A 22444-nucleotide genomic window follows, 5' to 3' on the forward strand; every position below is an offset into this window, starting at 1 on the left:
TGCTGCGGAGTGTAAAGTTTATTAAAGCCCTTGACTCCTTTGGTTAGCCTTCGTCACAATGAGTTCCATAGGTTAGGACTTGAATTTTATCCTCGTGAGCGGTTTGTCATAACTGCGAGTGAGTAGGTTGTGCCAATGCTAGAAACCCTTGAATTCGTGATTTATCCCGATGGCCGTGTCGTTGAAACGGTGACGGGAATTTCTGGGGCATCCTGTGCTGAGGTGACTGCTGCCATTGAAGCGCAGCTGGGGTGTGTCATTAGCCAACAGCCCACCGCAGAATACTACGCTCCCCAAGAGGAAGAAAATCAATTGGTTGTTCAATCTGTCCCCTCCCAGTGGTAATCGTTGAGGATTGGTGATCCATGTCGCACTTCAGCCAAATCAAAACCCAAATTCGCAGTTTACCCGCCCTCCAGTCTGCCCTAACGGACTTGGGCTTACCATGGCAATCTGGCTGCCAAGAAGTGCGCGGCTTTCGCGGTCAAACCCAAACGGCTCAAGTCGTTGTTCCCCAAGACAACGGCTATGACATTGGCTTTCGCTGGAATGGCACCGAGTATGAGCTAGTGGCAGATTTGGAGTTTTGGCAGCAGGCATGGTCAGTGGATCGCTTCTTGAATAAAGTCACTCAGCGCTATGCCTACCATGCGGTGTTGCAATCCGCTACTGAACAGGGCTTCCAAGTGCAGGCCACAGAACAGCAGGCCGATGGGAGTGTCAAGCTCGTATTGCAACGCTGGCGTTCCTAGCCGTTGAAGATCATTCAAAACAATGGAGAGGCACGGGGCAGAGGGGCAACCCCTTGGTTTAGAGCCAGAACTTGGCGGCCAACTTCGCCAAAGTGAACCTCGCAGCGGCTACGAACCTGAACTCGGGGGCACTCACCGTCAGCGCGGTGTCTATGTCGATGAAATTACCTGTATTGGCTGCAAACACTGTGCCCATGTGGCGCGAAATACGTTTTACATCGAGCCGAACTACGGGCGATCGCGGGTGGTACGCCAAGATGGTGACCCCCTTGAACTGATTCAAGAAGCCATTGATACCTGTCCCGTTGACTGTATCCACTGGGTAGATTACACGGAATTAAAACGGCTTGAGAAAGAACGCCTTGAGCAGGTGGTTCCCCTTGCCGGTTTCCCCATTGATCCAGCCACCACGCACCGCAAGAAACGGCGATCGCCGCCTAGGACTGAATAGCATCCTCGGGCATCACAATCAGCGTCGTTCCCTGACGGCCAATGATAATCACCCGCTGATGTTCGGGAATGGCCAAGCGGGGATCACCACAGCGAGCTTGCCAAGAAATCCCTTCGTACAGCACTCGCCCCGTCTCGCCAGCGGGGATTTTCGTAAGTGTTTCCGCCTCGGCGGCTTCCTTGAGGACGGGGGGAACTCGCTTTGGTTGATACCGCCGCAGGAGAAAGGCCACCACAACAGAGAGCAGCATCCAGAGGAGAATCTGTATTGAAAAGCTGGGAATCAGAAACGAGAGAAAGGCAACAATCAGGGCGCTGAGACCGAGAGTGGCTTCCATAAAAGCCGTCGGCAAAACAAGCTCCATCACAAAAAGAATGATGGCAACAATTAACCAAATCCAAAAGGGAGACAGGGGCATTGCTCTTATCACCGAAGGCAGCCACTTCAACGATAGCTCAAACTCTGCGGCTACAGCGAGCAGGTTTAACCGTTTTGAGTGTATTCAATTCTTGCGAAAGGTTGCACTGGAACTTACAAGAGTCCCACTGCGTCAAGAGAGCCAGCACTCAAGAGAGATTCATCCGATTCTGTACAATAATGACTTCAATGAGGCGAACAACGATGACGGATCTATTCATTCCCCTCTTGGTGGGACTTCTCACCCTTGGACTGTTGACCAGTTGGCTATGGCGACCGACAGCAACGCCAGTTTCCCGTGCTGAACAGGTCAATACCCCTGATTTTGTTGCCGATGCGCCGCCGCCGGATGATGAAGGAACACCGCCCCGCCGTGGATAGGCTAGGATTTTCCTAGGGGCTTCTAGAAGAATGATTGAGTGATCAAGCAGCTTTGGGCAGCAGGACGGCGGTTTCAGGCGGGTTTCTTTGCCTTTGGTCGTGGTCTTTTTTTTATCGCCCGTTATCGTCTTTGGGGCTATCTACTGTTACCTGCCTGCTTGAGCCTCGTTCTGGGGGTAACGCTTATCATTGCTGCTTTCTGGGCTGTTCAAGTCATTGGTGATTATTGGTTTGTGGGTGGGGAATGGCAGTGGCTATACCAAGGGTTCATTGATATTTTGGCAACCCTCATTGCTGTCTTTTTGGCCCTAATTGGCTATCAAACGCTGATTCCCCTTGTGGTGATTCCTTTCCTTGGTCCGCTGCTCAACCGTGTTGAAAAAATTACCACGGGACAAACGATTGAGGTGGGGTGGCGGCGCGATCTATTGAACGCTATTATCGGTGGTTGGTTTGCGCTGCGGGATGCAGTGTTGCAGGTGATCTTCCTGCTGCTTTCATTTCTAACAGGGCCGCTGCAACCTATCGTGATGGCGATCGTTAACAGTTTCTTTCTAGGGCGAAGCAGCTTTGATTACCTCCTTGAAAAACACAGCACCTCTTTGAGAGAGCGCAAGCTCTTGACCCGTGCCTATACGCCACAAATCTATGGTCTTGGTCTAGCGCAGTTTTTGGCACTCTTCATTCCCTTCGTGGGGTTAGTGCTGGTACCGCCAGTGGGAGTTGTGGCTGCTGCTTTGCTGATTCAAGATCATCCACCGCAACAACAGTTGATGGCAGTGAATGCGGTTTCTCGGCGTTGATCTGGCGTGGCGGGGGGGAGCGTCGGGGTACTGCTGTTTGCAGTGGCAGGGACAAGATTTGGCGCTGGTCGCTTGCGATCGCTCCCGTGATACGGATGAACTTTTGGCATGGATTGATCGCGATGCACCCTCTGCGCAAGCAGCCATGGTGGCGGTGGATGCCCCCCTCATTATTCCCAATTCGCGGGGAATGCGTACCTGCGATCGCCAAGCTCACCAACTGCTTGGGCGCTATCACGCCGGCTGCTATCCGGCCAATCAGCAATCCCCCTTTGCGCAGCACACCACGGGTTTTAGTCAAGCCCTTAGCCAACGGGGGTTTCGCCATGCGCCTACAATCGCCCCCCAAGCACACGGGCGATTTCAAATTGAAGTCTTCCCCCATGCCACGGCGATCGCCCTCTTTCAGCTTGACCAAATCATTAAATACAAAAAAGGCCGCCTTGCAGAACGAGCCAAAGGGTTAGCCAAGCTTAGGGATTTAATGGCCACCCAGCTTCCCCACTGTGAGCCACCCTTAGCACTAGAACTCACTATCGAAATCCCCAGCAACGGGCGAGACCTCAAGGCTCTTGAAGATCAACTCGATGCCGTTCTCTGTGCCTACACGGCAGCCTATTGGTGGTATTGGGGGCGCGATCGCCACTGGGTTTTGGGTGGTGAGTCTTTTTCCCCAGAGCCAGCATCAACCGATGCCTACTTAAAAACTGGCTATATTGTTGTTCCGCGTGCCTAGCTTTCGCGATTGCGGTAGCGTTGCAGTTCCGTGCGTAGAGCAGCAATTTCCGCCCGCAAATCATCAATCAAAGCTTGCCAATCCACTTGTTGGCTACGCCGAGGCACCACCATTTCTGCTTCTTGACGGGCACGAGCTTGCACCTCTTCCATGAATTGATGGAGCCGCTGCTGCTGCTCGGCATCAAATCGCCCCAGTTGACTTAGGAATTCCACAAATAGATGCTGCGCCTGATCACGCAGGAGCGTTGCGGTTGCTCGACCAAGGAAAAAGGCATCCAGCGGCGATTGACTCATAGGAGTGTCATGACCTCGTAAGTTGCTGCTCTCAATCCCTGAGTGTAACAAAGTTTTACAGTGAGCAAGCCTCGCTCTCTGCCGATTCTCCCCTTTTTGCCTATAGGACAGATAAGAAATTCTTTGATGTTTTCCCTAGACCGATTGTCTCCCCTAAAGCATAGAATTATATCAATTAAATATTTTCTTACCATAGCTACAAGTTATGAGGATACTCCCATAGGGAGTGCTCTTAACAGCGATTTCGCTATGACACCCTCTCTAGATTCGCCAAAAGGGGCAGAAATGCTAACAAATTTAGTTAATCGAGTTCACTTTCGCTATTGGCGCGGCGATCTCTTTGGTGGGCTGACTGCCGCCATTGTCGCCTTGCCGATGGCCTTGGCCTTTGGGGTCACCTCTGGGGCTGGTGCAACGGCGGGACTGTACTGCGTCGTCTTTCTTGGCTTTTTTGCGGCTCTCTTTGGGGGCACGCCAACACTCATTTCCAATCCGACAGGGCCGATGACCGTCGTGATGACGGCAGTGATCACCCGCCTGACCAGTGAATATCCCGAACAGGGGTTATACATGGCTTTTACGGTGGTAATGCTGGCGGGCGGTTTTCAAATCCTCTTTGGTCTGTTGCGGTTGGGTAAATACATCACCCTCATGCCCTACACCGTGATTTCTGGCTTTATGTCGGGAATTGGCCTGATCATGATCCTGCTGCAAATTGGTCCACTGTTGGGGCACAGCAGTAAAGGGGGGGTCTTGGGGGCAGTGCAAAACTTGCCAGAGTGGATTCAAACCTTGAACTCGGCTGCCCTTACCTTGGGCTTGTTCACCCTCGGACTCATTTATTTCACGCCCCAGAAAATTCGGCGAATTGTGCCGCCACAGCTTCTCGCCTTGGTTTTAGGCACGATTTTGTCAATGGTGTTTTTTGCGGATGCCGGTTTGACCCGCATTGGCACGATTCCCACGGGGCTGCCAGCGTTTGTGCCGCCGACGTTTACACTGCCTGCGCTGAAAACGATGATTGTGGACGGGGCAATGCTGGGGATGCTCGGCTGTATTGATTCGCTCCTGACCTCGGTGATTGCCGATAGCATTACCCGCACCCAGCACGATTCCGATAAGGAACTGATTGGCCAAGGTATTGGTAACCTACTGTCCGGCTTATTTGGTGGTCTGCCCGGTGCCGGTGCCACGATGGGCACAGTGGTGAATATTCAAGCGGGGGGACGCACCTGCTTATCGGGCATGATCCACGCTGTCATTCTACTGATGGTGGTGCTGTGGGCTGCGCCTTTGACGGAACCGATTCCCAATGCCGTGTTGGCGGGGATTCTGATCAAGGTGGGGATTGACATCATTGACTGGAATTTTCTCAAGCGTGCCCACCTCTTGTCCCTGCGGGCGGCCTTCATTATGTATGGTGTGATGCTGCTGACGGTCTTTGTGGATTTGATTGTGGCGGTGGGTGTGGGTGTCTTTATTGCCAATATGCTGACGATCAAGCGCTTGGCGGATCTGCAATCGGAGGATGTGAAGGCGATTACCCACGCCGATGATCAAACGCCCCTCACCCCCGAGGAAAAAGAACTCTTCCGCGAAGCCAAGGGTCAACTGTTGCTCCTCCACCTTGGGGGTCCAATGAGTTTTGGCTCCGCTTGGGCAATTTCCCAGCGGCAGGCGATCATGTCGGACTATAAGGTGCTGATTCTGGATGTCAGCAGTGTGCCCCTGTTGGGGGTAACGGCAACGTTGGCCATTGAGTCACTCATCCAAGAGGCACAAAAGCATCGTTTAGCAATTTTTCTCGTGAATGGTTCGGCGGATAAGGTGCAACAGCGGCTGCAGCGCTTCCGTATTTTGGATCGGTTGCCGGCAGACCATGTGGTGAGCAATCGCCGACAAGCCCTCGAAAAGGCCATTCAGTTTCTCCACCAACCGGAGGAATTGCTGGAGGTGACAACGGGCAGCTACGAATAACGGGAGACCGCCGGGTTGCCCTGCACATACCACCGCCACGGAATCTCCTGACCTTGGGAAATACCAATGCGAGTGGTTTGTACCACAGGGGCTGTTAGGGGTTGGGGTGGCTTTTCTAACCAGAGGCCGCTCTCTTTCCCTAGCATCAAGCCCGAAAGCTGGCGATCGATCCCCAAGACTTGGCACAGTTTCCCCGGACCAGCAGCACTGCGGGGGGGCAAGGGCGGACTAAGCATCTCAAGGGCACGAATGAGAACAGCACTGGCAAAATTGGGGCGATCGCTGGCGATATTCAGGCAGTGGTGAATGCCATAGATTTGATAGACATAGATTGTCCCTGGTGCCGCAAACATCGGGGCGTTGCGAGCCGTTTGGCGACGGTAGCCATGACACGCGGGGTCGCCGGCCATATAGGCTTCAGTTTCAACAATACGGCCGCGGTAGAGTTGACCATTGGCCTGCTGTCGCACGAGAAGACACCCCAGTAATTCTTGGGCAACCACTGGGGCAGGGCGAGCCAACCACTCAAGGGGCAGACACTGATCTTGCTCAGTGGGAACCCTTTTCAAGCAACAAATCCTCCATCAAGGCATGGCGCACGGGGGCATTCAAGCCAGAGACGGTGTAGAGCATGGCTTCGCGATAGAGACGCTGCACTGTGTGACTGAGCATCAAGGCACTGCCACCCGTTGTCATCAGGGCAGCCTGAGCCGCTTGGACGGCAAGGTGAATGGCGGCGGCGCGCAGTTTTGCATGGTGGGGGGGATTCAGGTTCTCTAGCTCTTCTTGAATCTGGTCGTAAAGGCGGTGCCAGCGATCGCGAAAGTGGTGATAGAGGTCTTTGGCGTCGGCACTCTCAGCGAGAATCTGCAAACTGGCACGGCCACAACCCATGGGGGCGGCACTGCCCCGCAGCAATTGCTGGCGATCGCGGACGGCCATCCAATCCACCTCACTGATACCCACTACATCTTCCGGCGGGACTAACCAATCCACCACTTCTGCTTGCACCGTTTGAGTTGAGGGCACAGCGGCCAAGGGCAAGGGCAATGAGAGGTGCAAAATTCCGCCAGTGGCCTGTTGGGCATTGATAAAGGGCATGAGGGCAAAGAGAAGACGCTGATCCGGTAGGGGAGCTGCGGCGACAAACATCGTCATGTGCTGAAAGCCACTGAGCCAAGGCAGTGTTCCCCGCAAGAGGTAGCCCTCGCTGGTCGGTTGAGCTTGTAGATCCACTGGGTTGTGGCGTAGGTGGGAAAAGCTGACACCAATCAACATCTGCCCCTTCATTAAGTCCGCTAGGTAGGTTTGGGCAACGTTCCCTTCAGGATGTTCAAGAATGATCCCCAAGGCGGATTGATGTTGTGCCACCAAAAAGGCAAGGGCACCGGAGGTTTGCGCTAGTTGCAAGTTCAAATGCCACAGGGTACGGCGATCGCACCCCAATCCCCCCCTTGCCTTGGGTACCGCCAAACGAAAAATGCCCAAATTCCCTAGGGCTTGCAGACTTTCCGATAAAAGGGACTTTTGCTGATCAATGCGGTTGGCAATTGGCGCAACAACGGTACTGAGGTAGGTCTGAATGTCCTCTAGGAGAGGCTGCGCTGCGGGGTCAGCAAAGACCAAGGCATCCATAGTTTAGGAGTACGCCAGATGGGCACGGGGGTTGTAGGACTCAATGGCCTGAAGTTGCCGGTAGAGATCGCGTTCAGCATCACTCAGTTGGGGCGGCAGTGTAATGACAATTTCCACCAGTTGGTCACCGCGATCGCCATCGGGGCGAGGATAGCCCTTACCCGCCAGTCGCAAACGTTGGCCTGTGCGTACCCCTGCTGGCACCATCATTTTCACCCAACCATCGAGGGTCGGGGCTTCAATTTGGCCGCCGAGGGCAGCCTCACTGGGGGTCACGGGGAGTTCACAGACGATGTCGTAGTCCTCAAGGCGAAAGAGGGGATGGGGCGTCACTTGAATTTTCAGATAGAGATCACCTCCACCTGTACCTTGACCCCGCAGCCGAATCCGCTGACCCGTAACCATCCCCGGTGGCAGCGTCACTTCTAAGGAGCGCCCATCCCCAAGGCGAATCCGCTCCCGTCCCCCTTCGTAGGCCTTCTCGAGGGGGATTTCTAGGGTGGCTTCAGCGTCGCGACGACTCACAGCGGTATAGGCGGTTTTGACGGTGCCGGGGCGAAAGTAGTCTGTGTCTATCGTAGGCGAGCGACGGGGGGGATCCGCAGCAACCGTAGAGGTGCGGGGCGATCGCCGACCCAACAGTTGATCCAAAAACTCTTGAAAATTATCTTCACTGAGGTCGGGTTCTTCCCTGACACTGGTGCCATTGCGCCGAGCCATAGTGGTACGTTGGGAAGGGCGAGTGCGAAAGCCGGGCTGTGACCAATATTCACCGTAGCGATCGTATTGCTCACGGCGAGCCGGATCACTTAGGACTTGGTAGGCTTCACTAATGTCTTTGAACTTCTCTTCAGCAGCGCGATCGCCCGGATTCATATCGGGATGATACCGCCGCGCCAGCCGCCGATAGGCACGTTTAATTTCCTCAGTGCTCGCACCTCGATCCACGCCCAAAAGCTGGTAGTAATCTCGAAAATTACGCATCGACAGTCCTATCTACACTCACAGTTGCGGCAAACAATGCAAACAAGTTCTACCAGTCGTCGTCATCCCAATCCTCCCATGCGGCTGAATCACTGCGCTGGGAATACCCCCGAGAACGCCGCGTCCGGGGTGGCTCATCCCACTCATCCTCATAATCGTCACGCCGCCGCTCTCGACCCCGCACCGCATCAAGGCCTTTATTGACTGCTTCCTTGAGGTTGGGCAGCTTAAAGACATCCTCATCGTCTTCCAATGCTTCTTCGCTGAGGCGCAGTTGGCGGACAAAGTCGTAGAGCCGCTCTTCAAGAGCCGCATAGGTGAGGTCAATCTGGCGATCGTCCTCATTGCGAATGGCCTCCTGCAATTGCCGCACTAGGGCCTCAATACTCCGGCGCTGATCAGCGGCAAATTGATAGCCAAATTCCTGAGCCGCTTCCCGCAATTGACGTTCAGCGCGGTGAATCAAATCTTGAGCACGGTTGCGCTTCTCAATGCGTGCCCGCCGCTGGCGATCGCTGGCAGCGTTGGTCTCGGCATCCAAGAGCATCTGCTGAATTTCCTCTTCACTGAGGGTTGATGCCCCCTGAATCACCACACTTTGCTCACGACCGCTAAAGCGATCCAAGGCCACCACTTGGAGCAGGCCATTGGCATCCAAGTCAAAGGATACTTGAATTTGGGGCACCCCCCGAGGCGCTGGCGGAATTCCCGTTAACTTAAAGCGTCCCAAGGACTTATTGTGTTCTGCCAGTTCTCGCTCCCCTTGAACGACGTGGATTTCCACTTGGCTTTGGTTATTTTCTGAGGTTGAGAAAATATCGGAGCGGCGCACCGGAATCGTTGTATTGCGGGGAATCAGCACCTTCGTGACGCCGCCAATGGTTTCCACACCCAAGGAAAGGGGGGTTACATCCAGCAGCAGGATATCCTTCATATCCCCGGCGAGAATGCCTGCTTGAATGGCGGCACCAACAGCCACCACCTCATCGGGGTTGACATTTTGGTTGGGTTCACGGCCAATCATCTGCCGCACCAGATCCTGCACCATGGGCATCCGCGTCGCGCCACCCACTAGCACCACGGCATCAATTTGAGCGGGGGTTAAATGGGCATCCATCAGTGCCTGTTCGACCGGATAGCGCAGCCGTTGCAGCAGGTCTTGGCTCAGGTCTTCAAATTGGCGACGACTGAGGGTGGTTTCAATGTGTTTTGGCCCATCCGCTGTGGCGGTGACAAAGGGCAGATCGATATTGGTTTCCAGTAAGCCTGAAAGTTCAATTTTGGCTTTTTCGGCAGCATCGGTGAGCCGTTGTAGCGACTGGCGATCGCGCCGTAAATCAATGCCCTCTTTGGCGAGGAAGTCTTCGGCTAGCCAGTCCACAATCAACTTATCAAAGTCATTGCCCCCCAGTTGGGTATCGCCGCTGGTGGCCTTCACCTCAAACACGCCATCGCCAACATCGAGAATGGAGACATCAAAGGTGCCACCGCCAAGGTCAAAAACGAGAATCGTCTGCTCCTTCTGGCGATCGAGGCCATAGGCAAGGGCTGCTGCCGTCGGTTCATTAATAATCCGCCGCACATTCAGACCCGCAATCCGCCCAGCATCACGGGTGGCTTGCCGCTGCGAATCATTAAAGTAGGCGGGGACAGTAATCACCGCATCGGTGACGGGTTCCCCTAGATAGCGGCTGGCATCCTCCACCAGCTTGCGCAAGACCATGGCTGAAATTTCTTCGGGGGCAAATTCCCGTTGCAAGCGTGGGCACTTGATGCGCACTTTACCCGATTCATCGCGGCGAATCGTATAGGGTACCCGCTTGGATTCAGCCGTCAGTTCACTGTATTCGCGGCCAATAAACCGCTTCACGGCATAGAAGGTGTTTTGGGGATTGAGCACCGCCTGTCGCCGCGCCAACTGACCCACAAGGCGCTCGCCATCTTTGCCAAAGGCCACCACAGAGGGGGTGGTGCGGGAGCCTTCTGCATTGGCAATCACAACGGGTTTTCCCCCTTCCAACACAGCAATGACGGAATTGGTTGTCCCCAAATCAATGCCAACAATTTTGCCCATGCCGTTTGAACGACTCCGCACTGGTTAGAATAAATGAATAGCGTTATAGTAACGGATTATTTACCCTTTGTTACGCTTATTCGATTGTACGAGATCTGCCCCAGACCGTCAGAGAATCACTCTTTCCCCTGTGCTGCGCGATCGCTACAACGATATGAACAACCTCAGTCCCCACACCTCCCATTCACCGCTGCTCATCTTTTGAAGTCTAGCGGTAAGATGACAGGCAAGAGGTTGCAGCACAGCTTATCAACTGTTGCTACGCCCAATTCCGAGAAGGAGACCGTTCTATGTTACACCGCAAGCTTTATCAACTCTATACCGACGGCCAAGAAGTCTGGATTTACTTGCGGGATCAACAACGCCTGATTGACCGGGCACGCATTGTGGACATCGAAGGGAATGTTGTTACCATCCGCTACGAAACGGAGGAAGACGACGAAGTGTGTGCTTGGGAAGAGATCGTCAATATCGAAAGCATTGGCTCGATTTCACGGCGGCTCGCAGCAGTTCCGCGGGGTTATGCGGAGTTACCCATTGCGGATGAGTGTCCAGAGGCGGAGCAACTGCCGAAGCATTCCTCGGAAACCGAACACGAGCGTTGATTCTTACCCATGCGCTCAGCCCCCGTTGTGGAGGAGATAGCCACGATTGATGCCCAGTACATGGGGCGCTGCCTTGAGTTAGCCGCTCGTGCCAAAGGCTGTACGGCTCCAAATCCCCTCGTGGGCTGTGTGATTGTGGCGGAGGGACGGGTGATTGGGGAGGGGTTTCATCCCAAGGCAGGGGAACCCCATGCCGAGGTGTTTGCCCTGCGCAGCGTCAGCGAGAGCGATCGCCCCCTCCTCAGCAAGGCCACCCTCTACGTCAATCTTGAACCCTGCAACCACTATGGCCGCACGCCCCCCTGTACCGAGGCGATTATAGCGGCGGGTATTCCCAGGGTGGTGGTGGGCATGATTGATCCGAATCCCCAAGTAGCGGGGGCGGGGGTAGAACGGCTGCGCTCAGCAGGCATAGAAGTCACCGTCGGCGTGCGGGAAGCAGAGTGTCAACGCCTGAACGAAGCGTTTGTGCATCGGGTGCGCTATCAGCGTCCCTTTGGCATTTTCAAATACGCCATGACCCTCGATGGCAAAATTGCCTCCAGTGCCGGCCACAGTCTCTGGGTGAGTGGTGAAGCCGCACGCGCCATGGTGCATCAACTGCGCTCTGAATGCGATGCCGTGATTGTGGGGGGCAATACCGTGCGTCTGGATAATCCCCTTTTGACCTCGCGCCATGAGCGCAATCCCCTACGGGTGGTGATGAGTCGTACCCTTGATCTACCGCCGAATGCCTCTTTGTGGGAAACGACCACGGCTCCAACATTGGTGGTTACCGCTGCTTCACCCCAACATCCCCTCATTCCCCAATTGCAGGCACGGGGCGTGGAGGTGGTGCACCGAGAGCCGCTAACACCGACCACCGTTATGGCAGAGCTGCATCAACGGGGCATTATGACGGTGCTTTGGGAGTGCGGCGGTTCCCTTGCAGCGGCAGCGATCGCCGAAGGCATGGTACAGAAAGTGTGGGCATTTATTGCGCCAAAAATTATTGGTGGCTCCGATGCCCCCGCCCCAGTGGCCGATCTCGGCTTAACCAAGATGAATGAGGCCTTGTGCCTCGAGGACGTGACTTGGCAAACCGTGGGCGAGGACATTCTCGTGGTGGGCTACCTACCGCCTAGGCCTCGGGTTCCGTCAATTCAATAATGGTACAGCCCGTTTCTGTGGGGGGCGTATCCGCCTGCTCATAGAGCAAATCAATCCACAGTGACTCCGGGTAGGGCTTGCGACTAGAGACATAAAAAAGCCAATGCTGGCTGACATTGAGGGACTCGCGCCGCAGCTTGGCCATTGCCGGGGTTGTAATCAGGCGCAGAGCAGCGTTGGCATTGCGCCACTGCTCAATAATCCCAGCCGCCACCCGCAGGGTTTCCCCCTCGCTATTTTCTAATTCCAAAATGCCGTCAATGTGGATACTCTCCCACCAGTGCTGTGGATCCCGCAGATCCAATCCTTGGCCATCCATATAGTCAATGAGGTTGGGAAGATATTCGCGAATAAAGTTTTGGACAACACTAAAGGGAGGAAAAGGACGCAAGACTTTGAGGCGGCTTGCTGTTTGTTGAAACCACAGCTTGTGGTAAGTCATGGGGACAACGCTCCATCAAAAAGGCGATCGCCAAAAATCGTTACAAACTGGTTTATTTTACCAAGCAAGCTTGCTCTAATTGTTCCTAAGAGCGAAGATGAATATGTGCCACTTTTAGCGCAATTTGGCACAAGTGTTATAGGACAATTTTGATTGAACGACCAACGCTGAGAAGGATGTCAACTGACTTACATTATTAAAAAAAACTATACACACTGATTAGCTAACTTTACTCTACTTATTTATTTATTGGAAATAATGATTTTTCTTTCATGGGTAGTAATTAAGCCCAAGTCGTGATGAATTCAGGTTTTTTTGATTATTGACCAGTAGGTAGAAAATTCGTATTTTTATTTTGCAGCAAGTAATTCACCCCCCCAGAGAGGGCAGGACGAGGCAAGGGGGTGGCTTGTCATTTGGTTGTGGATTGGGTAAAGTCACCTAGAAGTTTCGTCGTGGTGCCAAAACACCCTTTGCATAAACAACAGATTGGGACAGTTTTAGGCATAGATGCGGCGAGTGGCCTCTGGCTACCTTGGACGATTGCTCATGATGTGTGTTCTCGGTTCACCGCTTTGTCGAATCACTGTCAATTTTGTGTGCGAGGAGGATTACCTTGAGCAACGATAGTCGTACCCCTACCGCCTCTCAGGATGCACCTCTTGCGCCTGCTGCTATGCTTGGTCGTTCGCTGCGCTCCCTTTGTTCCTGTCTGCCCCTGCTGGGTACCTTTGTTCTGATTCAGCCTACGCAAGCCCTTGATTTGACCACTCTTGCAGGCGATCGCGATCTGGGTTCAAAGGACATTCGCCCCGAATCTCTCAACCTCCCCTCCCTCTTCAGCACTGAAACCCAAGACCCGCTTGCTGAATTTGAAAATCTTTTATCCGCCGACAAAACCGACCTACTCTTGGGCGTCACCCAAACGGCATGGCAACGCACCATCCAGCCCCAAGTCAGTTTTGCCCCCCTCACCCTCAGAAGACCGGCGCTGACCCTCTCTGCCTTTGCTTCCTTTGACCGTCTCAGCCGTCCTTCTGAGCCGACCTTCAAAGTGGTGGATCGGCGGGTTCGCACCGATAGCTTGGCGGATCTAGTGACACAAGCCACCACCACTGCCATGGCCACTTTGGCCATTGATACCCCCTTTGCGATGGGTGGCTCTTTGGAGCAAACTACGACGGCAGTTGAACCACAGTCCGCCGCGGGGGAAACGACTCAACTCTCGCAGCGGGTGGCAGTTGTGCACTCTCCAGCCGCATCGACCTCAACTGCAACCCTAGAGCCTGTTCCCTTTGGGCGGGCTGCTGAGCGGCGGCGGCGTACCACCCCTGCCCTAGTTTCAGTCCAACAACCGCCTGCTCGCCCAGCGCTACCCCAGCCCACTGTTGCAAATCGCCCGCAAACAACAACAGTAACAGCACCGACACCTGCCGCTGTACAGCCCATTGCCCCCCCTGTGCCCGTCAAAGTGGCACGCTCAATTGTGGCTCCCCCTTTACCCAGTAATCTCGACCTACCCCCTCTGCCCAACTCTGATCGCTTTCTACCTAGCCTAACCACCAACTTTATTTGGCCGGCGCGTGGTGTGTTGACCTCTGGCTTTGGTCCGCGCTGGGGACGGATGCACCGCGGGATTGATATTGCTGCTCCCATTGGCACGCCCATCTATGCTGCTGCCGCCGGTGTCGTTACCTACTCCCAATGGAATTCTGGTGGTTTCGGCAACCTGGTGGAAATTCGCCACGCCGATGGCACCCTGACGCTCTATGCCCATAACCATCGCAACTTGGTGCGCATGGGCCAATACGTTGAGCAGGGTCAGCAGATAGCCGAAATGGGCAGCACCGGTCGCAGCACAGGGCCCCACGTTCACTTTGAGATACATCCCCCAGGGCGGGGTGCGGTCAACCCAATGATCTTCCTGCAACGTACCCAAGGCTAGTCATTGGCGGTTTATTTTGTGGGTGCGGGGTTAGGTACCCCTCGCTCTCTCACGCTCGAAGCATGGATTTGCCTGCAGCAGGCGCAGGTGGTACTTTACGATGCCCTGCTCTCCCCTCGCCTCCTCGAACTCACACCCCCCGATTGTTTGCGAGTCGCGGTGGGCAAACGGGCAGGGGCTGAGGCAGTTCCCCAATCAGAAATCAACCGCCTTTTAGTGGCCTATGGCCAGCAGTACCAGCGGGTTGTCCGCCTCAAAAGTGGCGATCCGGGGCTGTTTGGCCGTTTGCATCAGGAACTGGATGCTGTCCTAGGGGCAGGTCTAGAGGCGGTGGTGATTCCGGGTCTATCGTCAGCGCTGGCGGCACCACTGCTGGCGGGATTGTGTCTGACGGCAAAGGATGTGAGCCAGTCCGTAGCGATTCTGTCGGGACATGCGCCAGAAACCCTTCCTTGGGCAGCGATCGCCCAAATGGAGACGCTGATTTTTTTGATGGCCACCCGTTCCCTGCGATATATTGCCGAGCAATTGTTGAGGCAGGGGCGATCGCCCGCTGAGGGATTGGCCATCCTGCACTGGGCGGGGCAACCCCAGCAACAATTCTGGTTTGGCACCCTAGAGAGTTACCTGAAGACGCCTGACTTTCCAGACATGGCTCCTGCGGTCGTTGTCATTGGCGCGATCGCCCAAAAACGCTACCCTTTGGCTAGTGTAGATCTGGTCTTCCCTGAATTTTTGAAGATTTCCCCATCAGCCATGTCTCCGCTCCACGGCAAAACCATTCTCGTCACCCGGGCAGCAGCGCAAGCGAGTGACTTTACGCAGCAACTGACAGCCGCCGGTGCCACCGTTTTAGAAATGCCGACACTGGAAATCGTTCCCCCCAGTTCTTGGCAGCCCCTCGATCAGGCTTTGGCGCAACTCAATACCTTTGACTGGCTCATTCTCACGTCCCACAATGCCGTTAGCTTTTTTATGGAACGGTTGCAGCATCATGGCAAGGATAGTCGTACCCTCGCGGGTCTCAAGATTGCTGTTGTTGGCGAAAAAACCGCCCAAACCCTCAGCAGTTACGGCTTAGTGGCTGACTTCACCCCCAGTGAATTTGTCGCCGATGCCCTAGTGGCAGAATTCCCAGAACCTGTAGCGGGGTTGCGTTTTCTCTTCCCACGGGTTGAAAAGGGTGGGCGACCCGTGCTAGTAGAGACCTTTACAGCGGCCGGGGCTGAGGTTGTTGAGGTGCCCGCCTACGATTCCCGCTGTCCCCAAACTGTTGATGCCCAAGTCTTAGGGGCGCTGCAAGGGGGTCAAGTGGATATGATCACGTTTACCAGTTCTAAGACGGTGAAACACTTTTGCCAATTGGTGGGTGCGCAGGCGGCAGAGTTACTTCAGACTGTGCAGATTGCCAGTATTGGCCCGCAAACCTCGCAAACTTGTCGCGAACTCTTGGGACGGGTGGATACTGAAGCCACAGAGCATACCCTTGAGGGACTCCTTCAGGCGTTATTACGGATCACTTAGTGCTTTGGGTGCACCAATCCGCTAGTGTGAAAAAAGGACTGTTGTAAGGCAATTGTGGAGCATGACACACGCAACCGATGTGCTGACCCTTGGCCGTTGGATGGCGGCGGATTTTAGTAACCAAGCCCAAGCCTTTGAGAATCCCCCCTTCTATGCCCATATTCGGGTGTGTATGCGCCCCCTGCCCAGTGGTCTTTTGGAGGGCATTGCCCTTTATGTGGAACAGGCCTACGACTATTTGCTAGGGGTGCCCTACCGCACACGGGTTTTAGAACTGGTGCCCGCCAATGATCACATTGTGATTAAAAATTACGTACTCAAGGATGAAAAACGCTTCTTTGGCGCAGCTCGCGATCGCCAGCGGCTTCAGGCGATGACAGCCGATGATTTGGAACTCCTCTGTGGCTGCAATATGCTCACCTACTGGACAGGGCACAGCTTTCGCGGTGAAGTGGAGCCGGGCAAAGCCTGTAAAGTCGTGCGTAAAGGACGGGAAACCTATCTTGATAGCACGTTTGAAATTGATGGCGATCGCTTCATTAGCCACGATCGCGGACGGGATCCCGAAACCGATGAGCACGTTTGGGGCTCCGTGGCAGGTCCCTTTCACTTTGTGCGCTGGCAGAGCTTTGCTGATGAAATTATTGCCTAGGCGGTTTGCCAATCGGGTAACGGTTTGCCTTGGTAATAAAGGCGAAAGAGTCCCCAAGCCCCTAGGGCGATCGCAACCAAGCTAACCACTTGGGCAATTCGCAGCGACCCCAACATCAGGCTGTCCATGCGCAGTCCTTCAATCCAGAAGCGACCCAAGCTGTAGGCAATGGCATAAACCATTAGGAGCGTTCCCGGTTTTTGATAGCGAGGTTGACGAAAGAGCCACAGCAGGAGAACAAAGACTCCTAGGTTCCAAAGGGACTCATAGAGAAACGTGGGGTGGTAATAGGCTTCGTTGATTAGCGCCGGGGGACGCTGCGGCGCAGGGATATAGAGTTTCCACGGCAAATCCGTAGGGGCACCAAAGGCCTCAGAGTTAAAGAAATTGCCCCACCGTCCAATGGCCTGTCCCAAAATTAGTGAAGGGGCAATGACATCCGCCACTTGCCAAAAGGAAAGCCGCTGCACATAGGTAAAGATCGCCATCGCTAGCATACCGCCGAGGATGGCACCGTGAATGGCAATGCCGCCTTTCCAAATTTGCACCACTTGATCTAAGTGCTTTTGGTAAAAGCCCCAGTTAAAGGCGACGTAATAGAGCCGTGCAGCGGGAATAGCGGCAACCACAAGCCAAATCGACAGATCCGCAATCAGATCAGGATCAATCTGCCGCTGGCGTGCCAAGCGTTGACTCAGCCAAATACCAATAAAGACGGCGGCGGCAATGAGTAGCCCGTACCACCGTAGGGTGATGAACCCTAGCTCAAGGGTGGCACCGGGGGATTGGAAAGTGGCGATCATGCCTAGAATAGGTTCTAAACAGCGCGAGCAGTCTGAATGACAGTGGCAAAGGCGTCCGTATCCAACACGGCCAATTGAGCCAGCATCTTGCGATTGAGTTGAATATCGGCTTTTTTGAGGGCGCCCATGAGTTGACTGTAGCTCATGCCATGTTGACGCGCAGCAGCGTTAATCCGCGCAATCCAGAGCCGCCGAAAGTCCCGTTTGCGCCGCCGGCGATCGCGATAGGCATTGCACAGTGCCTTCATGACCACCTGATTGGCGGTGCGGAAGAGCTTGGAGTGCCCCGCACGATAGCCCTTGGCGAGCTTGAGAATTTTTTTACGCCGTTTGCGGGCAACGTTACCCCGTTTGACCCTTGCCATAGTTCAATTTCACCCTTGATCAAAAACTGAAAATTTATCAATTAAGCGTAGGGCAGCATCAGCGATACTCGCTCAAAATCCCGTGGATCGACGAGGGCTTTGTGGGAAAGACGATTCTTGCGATCGCTCCCCTTATGTTCGAGTAAGTGATTTTTGTTGGCCTTACGGCGGACAAACTTACCACTGCCCGTCGTCCGAAATCGTTTGGCAGCAGCACGACGTGTTTTTAGCTTTGGCATAGCCTTGCCCTATTTTAGACACAGCTTACTAGTGTACTATTTTGAAGAGAGTCTTGGCAAGCTGCATGGAACTGGAGTTCATTCCTGTCGAAGAGTTTTATTTTGCCCTTACCTTGGCCATGCGCACCCTAGAAGATTTAGGCGATGCGGCATTTGTGGAGCGGGTGCGATCGCGCTTGCAGGAGCGGTTTGGTCAAGCCTCAACGGTTGCTGCCGGCAAGCAAAACACCTTTAACTATGTCTTTCGCGTCAAGGGGGTGGACAATAGCCCCGCCCCGCAGTTAATGCTTTCGATCGCTGACTGGCAGGGAAAAATCCGCCTCAGCAGTGACTATGGCTGGACATTGGATGCGCAGCGCAAAACAATCCGCACCGAGAAATTTGGCGATCGCTCCCAATTTTGCCAACAGGTGAAAGCCCACTTAGCCCAGTGGCTGGAATTACCCGAATTTCTTGAGGCCTAAATGTTTGACCTAGGGACCGCCCTTGAGAGAGCCATTAAAACTTGGTCGGTGGTGCATACCCTCTTTTTGCCGCCAGATCAGGTAGTGCAGGCACTCCGCACCCTTGAGCAACGAGCCGATGTTCATGGTCTCGCCTGGGGGGGGTACCCGCAAGCGGAACGCTGTCGGCTGGCGATCGCCCCCACTGAACTCAGTCTTGAGGAGCAACAGCCGCCCCTTGCTTTGGTGCGAATCACAGGCAACTTTCTCTTTGATCCCGCCACCTACAGTGATTTTGAGCGAGCGATCGCCAATGCCGGTCTTGATGACGGCGATTATGGGGATGTGATTCTCCTTGGGGAACGGGGGGCACAGGTCATTCTCATCCCTGAAAAAGTCCCTACTTTACAAGAACACTTAAAACAAGTGCGGACTGTAGCGGTGACCGTCGATCTCTGTGACTGGTCAGAACTGGCCGTAGCGCCCCCCCAACGGAAATCCCTCAGTACCGTCGAAGCATCATTGCGCTTAGATGCAGTGGCCTCAGCCGGCTTTGGCGTCTCCCGCAGTAAAATGAGCGAGTGGATTAGCCAAGGGCTAGTGCGGGTCAACTGGCAAGTGGTGCAACAACCGCGCTATCTGCTCAAGGTGAATGACCTCATTGCCATTCGCGGCAAAGGGCGATTGCAGATTCAAGAGATTCAAGTGACAAAGAAAGAACGCTACCGCATCCAGATGGAGCGCATTCGCTAACACTATGGCTCTGCTGCTGTCGAAATTACTGCCGCCACTGCTGTATCCATTGTCCTTGGCCTGTTGGGCATTGGTTTTTGCCATTGTTCGCTTTTGGCGTGCTCCCCAACAGGCAGCGATCGCCCTTGTGATTGCCCTGAGTATTTTACTCCTGAGCGGCAATGACTATGTGGCAACAGCGCTTATTGCTTCCCTAGAGCGGCAGTATTTACCCCCTGATCCCATGCCCAAAGCTGCCGCGATCGTGGTTCTCGGTGGGGCGGTTGTCCCGCAAACGGCGCCGAGGCCGTGGGTAGAAGTCACGGAAGGGGGCGATCGCATCCTCTACGGTGCCCACCTCTTTCGCCAAGGCTATGCCCCCTATCTCATCCTCAGTGGAGGGCGTATTGACTGGCTGGGCGAAGCCTTTCAGCGGGGCGAAGCAGCAGACATGGCGGAAATTGCTGCCACCTGCGGTGTGCCGACAGACAAGATGCTGCTAGACACCACCTCACTGAACACCTATGAAAATGCCGTGAATGTCAAAGCGCTTCTGGAGCAGCATCAAATTCAGGGGGATCTGCTGCTGGTGACCTCTGCTTACCACATGCCCCGCTCCGTGGCTATTTTTCGCCGTTTGGGAATGAAGGTGATCCCGGCACCCACGGACTATCGGTACCTGTCGATCGCGCGATCGCCCACTTGGCAAAACCTGCTGCTCAGCCTGATCCCCAATCCCTACAACGTGGACATCACCACGATCGCCCTACGGGAATACCAAGGTCTGCTCGTTTACAAACTCAGAGGTTGGCTTTAGAGACCCTGAGCACGCAGAAACCCTTGACAGGCCTCCACAAAAGCAGGGGCTGACTCATAGGGCAAGACATTGCGCCCCGCAATCACCACTCCCTCAGCATTGGGAAATGTCTTGGTATAAAACTGCAACCGTTCTTCAGGCAATTCAGCCCCACCCTCCCGACTGATACTCGAGGCTTGATCCCCCATCACCACAAGCACTGGCTGCTGAGTCTGCCGCATTTTCTGACGATAGTCTCGCCGCCAAAAACCCGACAGGAATGAATACACCGCATGGCGACTCTCAAGGTCAGCACAACCAGCGGCCAGCATCTTTAGCCACTCATCATCCACATCCTCAGGCTTGGCAAAAAGCTGCTTGATTGAAAACTGCCGCAGGAAATGTTCTTGGCGGGCATAGAGATAAAAGCCCCAACCCAAGGGAGAATCAAAGAGATTCCAGCGCACCTTTTGCCACCTAGGATCAGTGTTTTCAGAAACGAGAGAAGCCGCTGGAGGGCCACTGAGGATCATTGCCCTGACTACTTGGGGATCAAGGTGCACTAGCTCCATTGCTACGGGAAACAATGCCCCTTGGACAACAAGAATCACCGCTTGGCGAATCTCAGAGGCGATAAAGACCTGTAACTGAGCCGCCCAATCTTCGGGGTAATAGGCAATGTGGGGTAGGGCGCTCTGGCCACAGCCGAGCAAGTCAGGGATATAAAATGAGTAACCTTCCCCTTGGAACTGCCAATGACCCACACAGCGATCCCAGAACCGCCCAGAGAGGCCAACCCCCACTGGATGGATAAAAAGAATCGGTGTTTGCCCTTCTTCCGAACTCAAGCGATAGGCGCAGGAAAGACCCTGCCACTGATAAGTTCTAGAGGCCAATGACGGCATTCCTAACGCTCCTGCAAATTGCTTGAAAAAACTCTATGTAACGCGATCAACGGTAAAGTTGTTACTTCTCTCAACAATATGACTGAACCCTAACATTCAGTAGCAATTTTAACCAAATTTTTCCCTTGCCTTAACCTAATCCCTTGAATCTGTTGCTTATTCTGACGAAAGGGTAGTTTGATCGGTTTGCCTTTTTGAAATGTGTGGGCAACCGTCACCCCGAAGGTACTTTACTTGCAAAACGTTGTTTACTCCGCTAGGAAACATCACCATGTTTACATCTGCAAAAAGCTATGCCCGCCTAGGGGTAGTTGCAGCCGTCGCGGCTCTGTCGGGTAGCCTGATTCCCGCTGCTTTTTCCCAAGGGACACCTACGATTCGCATTGATGGCTCCAGCACTGTTTTCCCCATTACCGAAGCTGTTGCTGAAGCCTTCCAAAAATCCCAAGGGGGCAAAGTCCGTGTAACCGTCGGTGTGTCTGGTACAGGCGGTGGCTTCAAGAAGTTCTGCCGCGGTGAAACGGATATTTCCAACGCCTCACGCCCCATTTTGGCCAAAGAAATTGCCGACTGCCGCGCTGCTGGTATCAACTTTATTGAACTGCCAGTGGCCTACGATGCCATCACCGTGGTGGTTCATCCCCAAAATACTTGGGGAACAAACTTGACAGTGGCTGAATTGAAAAAGATTTGGGAACCCGATTCTAAAATCAATAACTGGAGCCAAGTGCGCCAAGGCTTCCCCAATGTTCCTTTGAAACTCTTTGGGCCAGGTGCTGACTCTGGAACCTTTGACTATTTCACTGAGGCCATCAATGGTAAATCAAAAGTCAGTCGCAAGGATTTCACCGCCAGCGAGGATGATAATGTGTTAGTCCAAGGTATCGCTCGCGATCGCGGTGCGCTTGGATACTTTGGTTTTGCCTACTATGCGGAAAACCGCAATCGGCTCAAAGCGGTTGCCATTGACAGCGGCAAAGGCCCTGTTCCACCTTCCGAGCAAAACGTGCTGAATGGGACATACCAGCCCCTCTCCCGTCCCATCTTTATCTACGTCAACGCTAAGTCAGCGCAGCGGCCTGAAGTACGGCAGTTTGTCACCTACTACCTAAATAATGCCCCGGCCATGGTGAAAAAGGTGAAGTATGTACCCCTGCCGGCTAGTGCCTACCGCACGATTCTGGCTAACTTCAACCGCAACCGTGTGGGTACGATCTTTGGGGGCAAAGAGGCTATTGGCTTGACAATCAACCAACTGCTGAGGATGCAACCCCAATAGATTAATATTTTGATTTAATGAAGGGTGTGAGGTATCAGCCCTCCACCCTTTTTTCCCAT

General features: G+C 54.1%; 26 protein-coding genes and 1 pseudogene. 16 read left to right on the forward strand and 11 right to left on the reverse strand.

All coding sequences use genetic code 11. The annotated features are described in order from the left end of the window. The first annotated feature begins 135 nt into the window (after positions 1-135). From RHI63_RS08155 to RHI63_RS08165, 3 genes are read left to right on the forward strand one after another with little or no spacing between them, the layout of a single operon-like run. Positions 136-345 carry a DUF2997 domain-containing protein gene (locus tag RHI63_RS08155; protein WP_190278215.1) on the forward strand — a complete coding sequence of 70 codons (210 nt, stop codon included), beginning with the start codon at positions 136-138 and terminating at the stop codon, positions 343-345. A 20-nt stretch (positions 346-365) separates the two neighbouring features. Further along, a complete protein-coding gene (locus tag RHI63_RS08160) occupies positions 366-752 on the forward strand; it encodes a DUF1257 domain-containing protein (protein ID WP_206199740.1) in 387 nt (128 codons plus the stop codon). A 22-nt stretch (positions 753-774) separates the two neighbouring features. Beyond that, positions 775-1203 (forward strand): ferredoxin, encoded by a 429-nt coding sequence (locus tag RHI63_RS08165; protein WP_206199741.1) that lies wholly within the window; start codon positions 775-777, stop codon positions 1201-1203. On the opposite strand, the gene RHI63_RS08170 is transcribed toward RHI63_RS08165, so the two are convergent. Further along, positions 1190-1621: an NfeD family protein gene (locus tag RHI63_RS08170; protein ID WP_206199742.1), complete on the reverse strand. Its 432-nt coding sequence runs from the start codon at positions 1619-1621 to the stop codon at positions 1190-1192. The genes RHI63_RS08165 and RHI63_RS08170 overlap by 14 nt on opposite strands. A gap of 203 nt (positions 1622-1824) precedes the next feature. Between RHI63_RS08170 and RHI63_RS08175 the strand changes: the two genes are divergently transcribed. Genes RHI63_RS08175 through RHI63_RS08185 form a run of 3 tightly spaced genes read left to right on the forward strand, consistent with a single transcriptional unit; the run spans position 1825 to position 3540 of the window. Beyond that, the gene (locus RHI63_RS08175; protein ID WP_190278217.1) at positions 1825-2001 is read left to right on the forward strand and encodes a hypothetical protein; all 177 of its coding nucleotides are present in this window, start codon (positions 1825-1827) and stop codon (positions 1999-2001) included. A gap of 38 nt (positions 2002-2039) precedes the next feature. After that, entirely contained in the window at positions 2040-2804 is a 765-nt protein-coding gene (locus RHI63_RS08180) for an EI24 domain-containing protein (protein ID WP_206199743.1), read from the forward strand. Further along, positions 2785-3540, forward strand: a complete 756-nt coding sequence (locus tag RHI63_RS08185) for a DUF429 domain-containing protein (RefSeq protein WP_310744441.1) — start codon at positions 2785-2787, stop codon at positions 3538-3540. The genes RHI63_RS08180 and RHI63_RS08185 overlap by 20 nt, the downstream gene beginning before the upstream one ends. Here the strand turns inward: RHI63_RS08185 and RHI63_RS08190 are convergent. Then, the gene (locus RHI63_RS08190; RefSeq protein WP_206199745.1) at positions 3537-3836 is read right to left on the reverse strand and encodes a DUF6825 family protein; all 300 of its coding nucleotides are present in this window, start codon (positions 3834-3836) and stop codon (positions 3537-3539) included. The two genes, RHI63_RS08185 and RHI63_RS08190, sit on opposite strands and share 4 nt — an antisense overlap. A 285-nt stretch (positions 3837-4121) precedes the next feature. Here RHI63_RS08190 and RHI63_RS08195 point away from each other — a divergent pair, with 285 nt between their 5' ends. Continuing rightward, positions 4122-5813: a SulP family inorganic anion transporter gene (locus tag RHI63_RS08195; RefSeq protein WP_206199746.1), complete on the forward strand. Its 1692-nt coding sequence runs from the start codon at positions 4122-4124 to the stop codon at positions 5811-5813. Here RHI63_RS08195 and RHI63_RS08200 read toward each other — a convergent pair. Genes RHI63_RS08200 through dnaK form a run of 4 tightly spaced genes read right to left on the reverse strand, consistent with a single transcriptional unit; the run spans position 5804 to position 10506 of the window. Next, positions 5804-6316 (reverse strand): DNA-3-methyladenine glycosylase, encoded by a 513-nt coding sequence (locus RHI63_RS08200; protein ID WP_255451731.1) that lies wholly within the window; start codon positions 6314-6316, stop codon positions 5804-5806. The genes RHI63_RS08195 and RHI63_RS08200 overlap by 10 nt on opposite strands. A gap of 46 nt (positions 6317-6362) precedes the next feature. After that, positions 6363-7448, reverse strand: coding sequence for an acyl-CoA dehydrogenase family protein (locus RHI63_RS08205; RefSeq protein WP_310800110.1), 1086 nt, complete (start codon positions 7446-7448; stop codon positions 6363-6365). Between the two features lie 3 nt (positions 7449-7451). Continuing rightward, positions 7452-8432 (reverse strand): DnaJ C-terminal domain-containing protein, encoded by a 981-nt coding sequence (locus RHI63_RS08210; protein WP_206199748.1) that lies wholly within the window; start codon positions 8430-8432, stop codon positions 7452-7454. A gap of 49 nt (positions 8433-8481) precedes the next feature. Further along, on the reverse strand, positions 8482-10506 hold the full coding sequence (gene dnaK, locus RHI63_RS08215; RefSeq protein WP_206199749.1) for a molecular chaperone DnaK: 2025 nt from the start codon (positions 10504-10506) through the stop codon (positions 8482-8484). Positions 10507-10796: 290 nt separating this feature from the next. On the opposite strand from dnaK, the gene RHI63_RS08220 reads away from it, so the two are divergent. Together RHI63_RS08220 and ribD are read left to right on the forward strand one after the other, a co-directional pair. Continuing rightward, entirely contained in the window at positions 10797-11111 is a 315-nt protein-coding gene (locus RHI63_RS08220) for a DUF6679 family protein (protein ID WP_024125163.1), read from the forward strand. Between the two features lie 9 nt (positions 11112-11120). Next, complete coding sequence (gene ribD / locus RHI63_RS08225) at positions 11121-12260, forward strand: bifunctional diaminohydroxyphosphoribosylaminopyrimidine deaminase/5-amino-6-(5-phosphoribosylamino)uracil reductase RibD (protein WP_206199750.1); 1140 nt, start codon at positions 11121-11123, stop codon at positions 12258-12260. Here the strand turns inward: ribD and RHI63_RS08230 are convergent. Continuing rightward, positions 12232-12702 (reverse strand): hypothetical protein, encoded by a 471-nt coding sequence (locus RHI63_RS08230; protein ID WP_206199751.1) that lies wholly within the window; start codon positions 12700-12702, stop codon positions 12232-12234. The two genes, ribD and RHI63_RS08230, sit on opposite strands and share 29 nt — an antisense overlap. A 1516-nt stretch (positions 12703-14218) precedes the next feature. Between RHI63_RS08230 and RHI63_RS13085 the strand changes: the two are divergent. From RHI63_RS13085 to RHI63_RS08245, 3 genes and pseudogenes are all read left to right on the forward strand, one after another. Next, positions 14219-14647 (forward strand): annotated as a pseudogene (locus tag RHI63_RS13085) (M23 family metallopeptidase); the annotation flags it as partial. A 3-nt stretch (positions 14648-14650) separates the two neighbouring features. After that, positions 14651-16171, forward strand: a complete 1521-nt coding sequence (cobA, locus tag RHI63_RS08240; RefSeq protein ID WP_225901537.1) for a uroporphyrinogen-III C-methyltransferase — start codon at positions 14651-14653, stop codon at positions 16169-16171. A gap of 61 nt (positions 16172-16232) precedes the next feature. Further along, the gene (locus RHI63_RS08245; RefSeq protein ID WP_206199753.1) at positions 16233-16823 is read left to right on the forward strand and encodes a chromophore lyase CpcT/CpeT; all 591 of its coding nucleotides are present in this window, start codon (positions 16233-16235) and stop codon (positions 16821-16823) included. On the opposite strand, the gene lgt is transcribed toward RHI63_RS08245, so the two are convergent. The 3 genes from lgt to rpmI are packed head-to-tail and all read right to left on the reverse strand — an operon-like array spanning position 16820 to position 18230. Then, entirely contained in the window at positions 16820-17626 is an 807-nt protein-coding gene (gene lgt / locus RHI63_RS08250) for a prolipoprotein diacylglyceryl transferase (protein WP_310821470.1), read from the reverse strand. The genes RHI63_RS08245 and lgt overlap by 4 nt on opposite strands. A gap of 14 nt (positions 17627-17640) precedes the next feature. Continuing rightward, a complete protein-coding gene (rplT, locus tag RHI63_RS08255; protein ID WP_149818464.1) occupies positions 17641-17991 on the reverse strand; it encodes a 50S ribosomal protein L20 in 351 nt (116 codons plus the stop codon). A 41-nt stretch (positions 17992-18032) separates the two neighbouring features. After that, positions 18033-18230, reverse strand: a complete 198-nt coding sequence (gene rpmI, locus RHI63_RS08260; RefSeq protein ID WP_149818467.1) for a 50S ribosomal protein L35 — start codon at positions 18228-18230, stop codon at positions 18033-18035. Between the two features lie 65 nt (positions 18231-18295). Here rpmI and RHI63_RS08265 point away from each other — a divergent pair, with 65 nt between their 5' ends. Genes RHI63_RS08265 through RHI63_RS08275 form a run of 3 tightly spaced genes read left to right on the forward strand, consistent with a single transcriptional unit; the run spans position 18296 to position 20222 of the window. Further along, entirely contained in the window at positions 18296-18694 is a 399-nt protein-coding gene (locus RHI63_RS08265; protein WP_206201667.1) for a hypothetical protein, read from the forward strand. After that, the gene (locus tag RHI63_RS08270; protein ID WP_310742886.1) at positions 18695-19426 is read left to right on the forward strand and encodes a photosystem II S4 domain protein; all 732 of its coding nucleotides are present in this window, start codon (positions 18695-18697) and stop codon (positions 19424-19426) included. 4 nt (positions 19427-19430) lie between these two features. Then, the gene (locus RHI63_RS08275; RefSeq protein ID WP_206199757.1) at positions 19431-20222 is read left to right on the forward strand and encodes a YdcF family protein; all 792 of its coding nucleotides are present in this window, start codon (positions 19431-19433) and stop codon (positions 20220-20222) included. Here the strand turns inward: RHI63_RS08275 and RHI63_RS08280 are convergent. Beyond that, the gene (locus RHI63_RS08280) at positions 20219-21106 is read right to left on the reverse strand and encodes an alpha/beta hydrolase (RefSeq protein WP_310742887.1); all 888 of its coding nucleotides are present in this window, start codon (positions 21104-21106) and stop codon (positions 20219-20221) included. The two genes, RHI63_RS08275 and RHI63_RS08280, sit on opposite strands and share 4 nt — an antisense overlap. Before the next feature lie 271 nt (positions 21107-21377). On the opposite strand from RHI63_RS08280, the gene RHI63_RS08285 reads away from it, so the two are divergent. Next, positions 21378-22385 (forward strand): PstS family phosphate ABC transporter substrate-binding protein, encoded by a 1008-nt coding sequence (locus tag RHI63_RS08285; protein WP_310744447.1) that lies wholly within the window; start codon positions 21378-21380, stop codon positions 22383-22385. Positions 22386-22444 lie beyond the last annotated feature (59 nt).

The organism is Thermosynechococcus sp. GLH187, from assembly GCF_031583395.1.
GTDB lineage: Bacteria > Cyanobacteriota > Cyanobacteriia > Thermosynechococcales > Thermosynechococcaceae > Thermosynechococcus.

What these genes read in the sequence shown, in the direction of transcription:
- RHI63_RS08190 (WP_206199745.1), bottom strand. Translation starts at nt 3,836, where the DNA reads ATGAGTCAATCGCCGCTGGATGCCTTTTTCCTTGGTCGAGCAACCGCA.
- dnaK (WP_206199749.1), bottom strand. Translation starts at nt 10,506, where the DNA reads ATGGGCAAAATTGTTGGCATTGATTTGGGGACAACCAATTCCGTCATT.
- RHI63_RS08220 (WP_024125163.1), top strand. Translation starts at nt 10,797, where the DNA reads ATGTTACACCGCAAGCTTTATCAACTCTATACCGACGGCCAAGAAGTC.
- RHI63_RS08195 (WP_206199746.1), top strand. Translation starts at nt 4,122, where the DNA reads ATGCTAACAAATTTAGTTAATCGAGTTCACTTTCGCTATTGGCGCGGC.
- RHI63_RS08185 (WP_310744441.1), top strand. Translation starts at nt 2,785, where the DNA reads ATGCGGTTTCTCGGCGTTGATCTGGCGTGGCGGGGGGGAGCGTCGGGG.
- RHI63_RS08205 (WP_310800110.1), bottom strand. Translation starts at nt 7,448, where the DNA reads ATGGATGCCTTGGTCTTTGCTGACCCCGCAGCGCAGCCTCTCCTAGAG.
- rpmI (WP_149818467.1), bottom strand. Translation starts at nt 18,230, where the DNA reads ATGCCAAAGCTAAAAACACGTCGTGCTGCTGCCAAACGATTTCGGACG.
- RHI63_RS08245 (WP_206199753.1), top strand. Translation starts at nt 16,233, where the DNA reads ATGACACACGCAACCGATGTGCTGACCCTTGGCCGTTGGATGGCGGCG.
- rplT (WP_149818464.1), bottom strand. Translation starts at nt 17,991, where the DNA reads ATGGCAAGGGTCAAACGGGGTAACGTTGCCCGCAAACGGCGTAAAAAA.
- RHI63_RS08165 (WP_206199741.1), top strand. Translation starts at nt 775, where the DNA reads ATGGAGAGGCACGGGGCAGAGGGGCAACCCCTTGGTTTAGAGCCAGAA.
- RHI63_RS08275 (WP_206199757.1), top strand. Translation starts at nt 19,431, where the DNA reads ATGGCTCTGCTGCTGTCGAAATTACTGCCGCCACTGCTGTATCCATTG.
- RHI63_RS08285 (WP_310744447.1), top strand. Translation starts at nt 21,378, where the DNA reads ATGTTTACATCTGCAAAAAGCTATGCCCGCCTAGGGGTAGTTGCAGCC.
- RHI63_RS08170 (WP_206199742.1), bottom strand. Translation starts at nt 1,621, where the DNA reads ATGCCCCTGTCTCCCTTTTGGATTTGGTTAATTGTTGCCATCATTCTT.
- RHI63_RS08280 (WP_310742887.1), bottom strand. Translation starts at nt 21,106, where the DNA reads ATGCCGTCATTGGCCTCTAGAACTTATCAGTGGCAGGGTCTTTCCTGC.
- lgt (WP_310821470.1), bottom strand. Translation starts at nt 17,626, where the DNA reads ATGATCGCCACTTTCCAATCCCCCGGTGCCACCCTTGAGCTAGGGTTC.
- RHI63_RS08155 (WP_190278215.1), top strand. Translation starts at nt 136, where the DNA reads ATGCTAGAAACCCTTGAATTCGTGATTTATCCCGATGGCCGTGTCGTT.
- ribD (WP_206199750.1), top strand. Translation starts at nt 11,121, where the DNA reads ATGCGCTCAGCCCCCGTTGTGGAGGAGATAGCCACGATTGATGCCCAG.
- RHI63_RS08175 (WP_190278217.1), top strand. Translation starts at nt 1,825, where the DNA reads ATGACGGATCTATTCATTCCCCTCTTGGTGGGACTTCTCACCCTTGGA.
- RHI63_RS08270 (WP_310742886.1), top strand. Translation starts at nt 18,695, where the DNA reads ATGTTTGACCTAGGGACCGCCCTTGAGAGAGCCATTAAAACTTGGTCG.
- RHI63_RS08210 (WP_206199748.1), bottom strand. Translation starts at nt 8,432, where the DNA reads ATGCGTAATTTTCGAGATTACTACCAGCTTTTGGGCGTGGATCGAGGT.
- RHI63_RS08265 (WP_206201667.1), top strand. Translation starts at nt 18,296, where the DNA reads ATGGAACTGGAGTTCATTCCTGTCGAAGAGTTTTATTTTGCCCTTACC.
- RHI63_RS08230 (WP_206199751.1), bottom strand. Translation starts at nt 12,702, where the DNA reads ATGACTTACCACAAGCTGTGGTTTCAACAAACAGCAAGCCGCCTCAAA.
- RHI63_RS08160 (WP_206199740.1), top strand. Translation starts at nt 366, where the DNA reads ATGTCGCACTTCAGCCAAATCAAAACCCAAATTCGCAGTTTACCCGCC.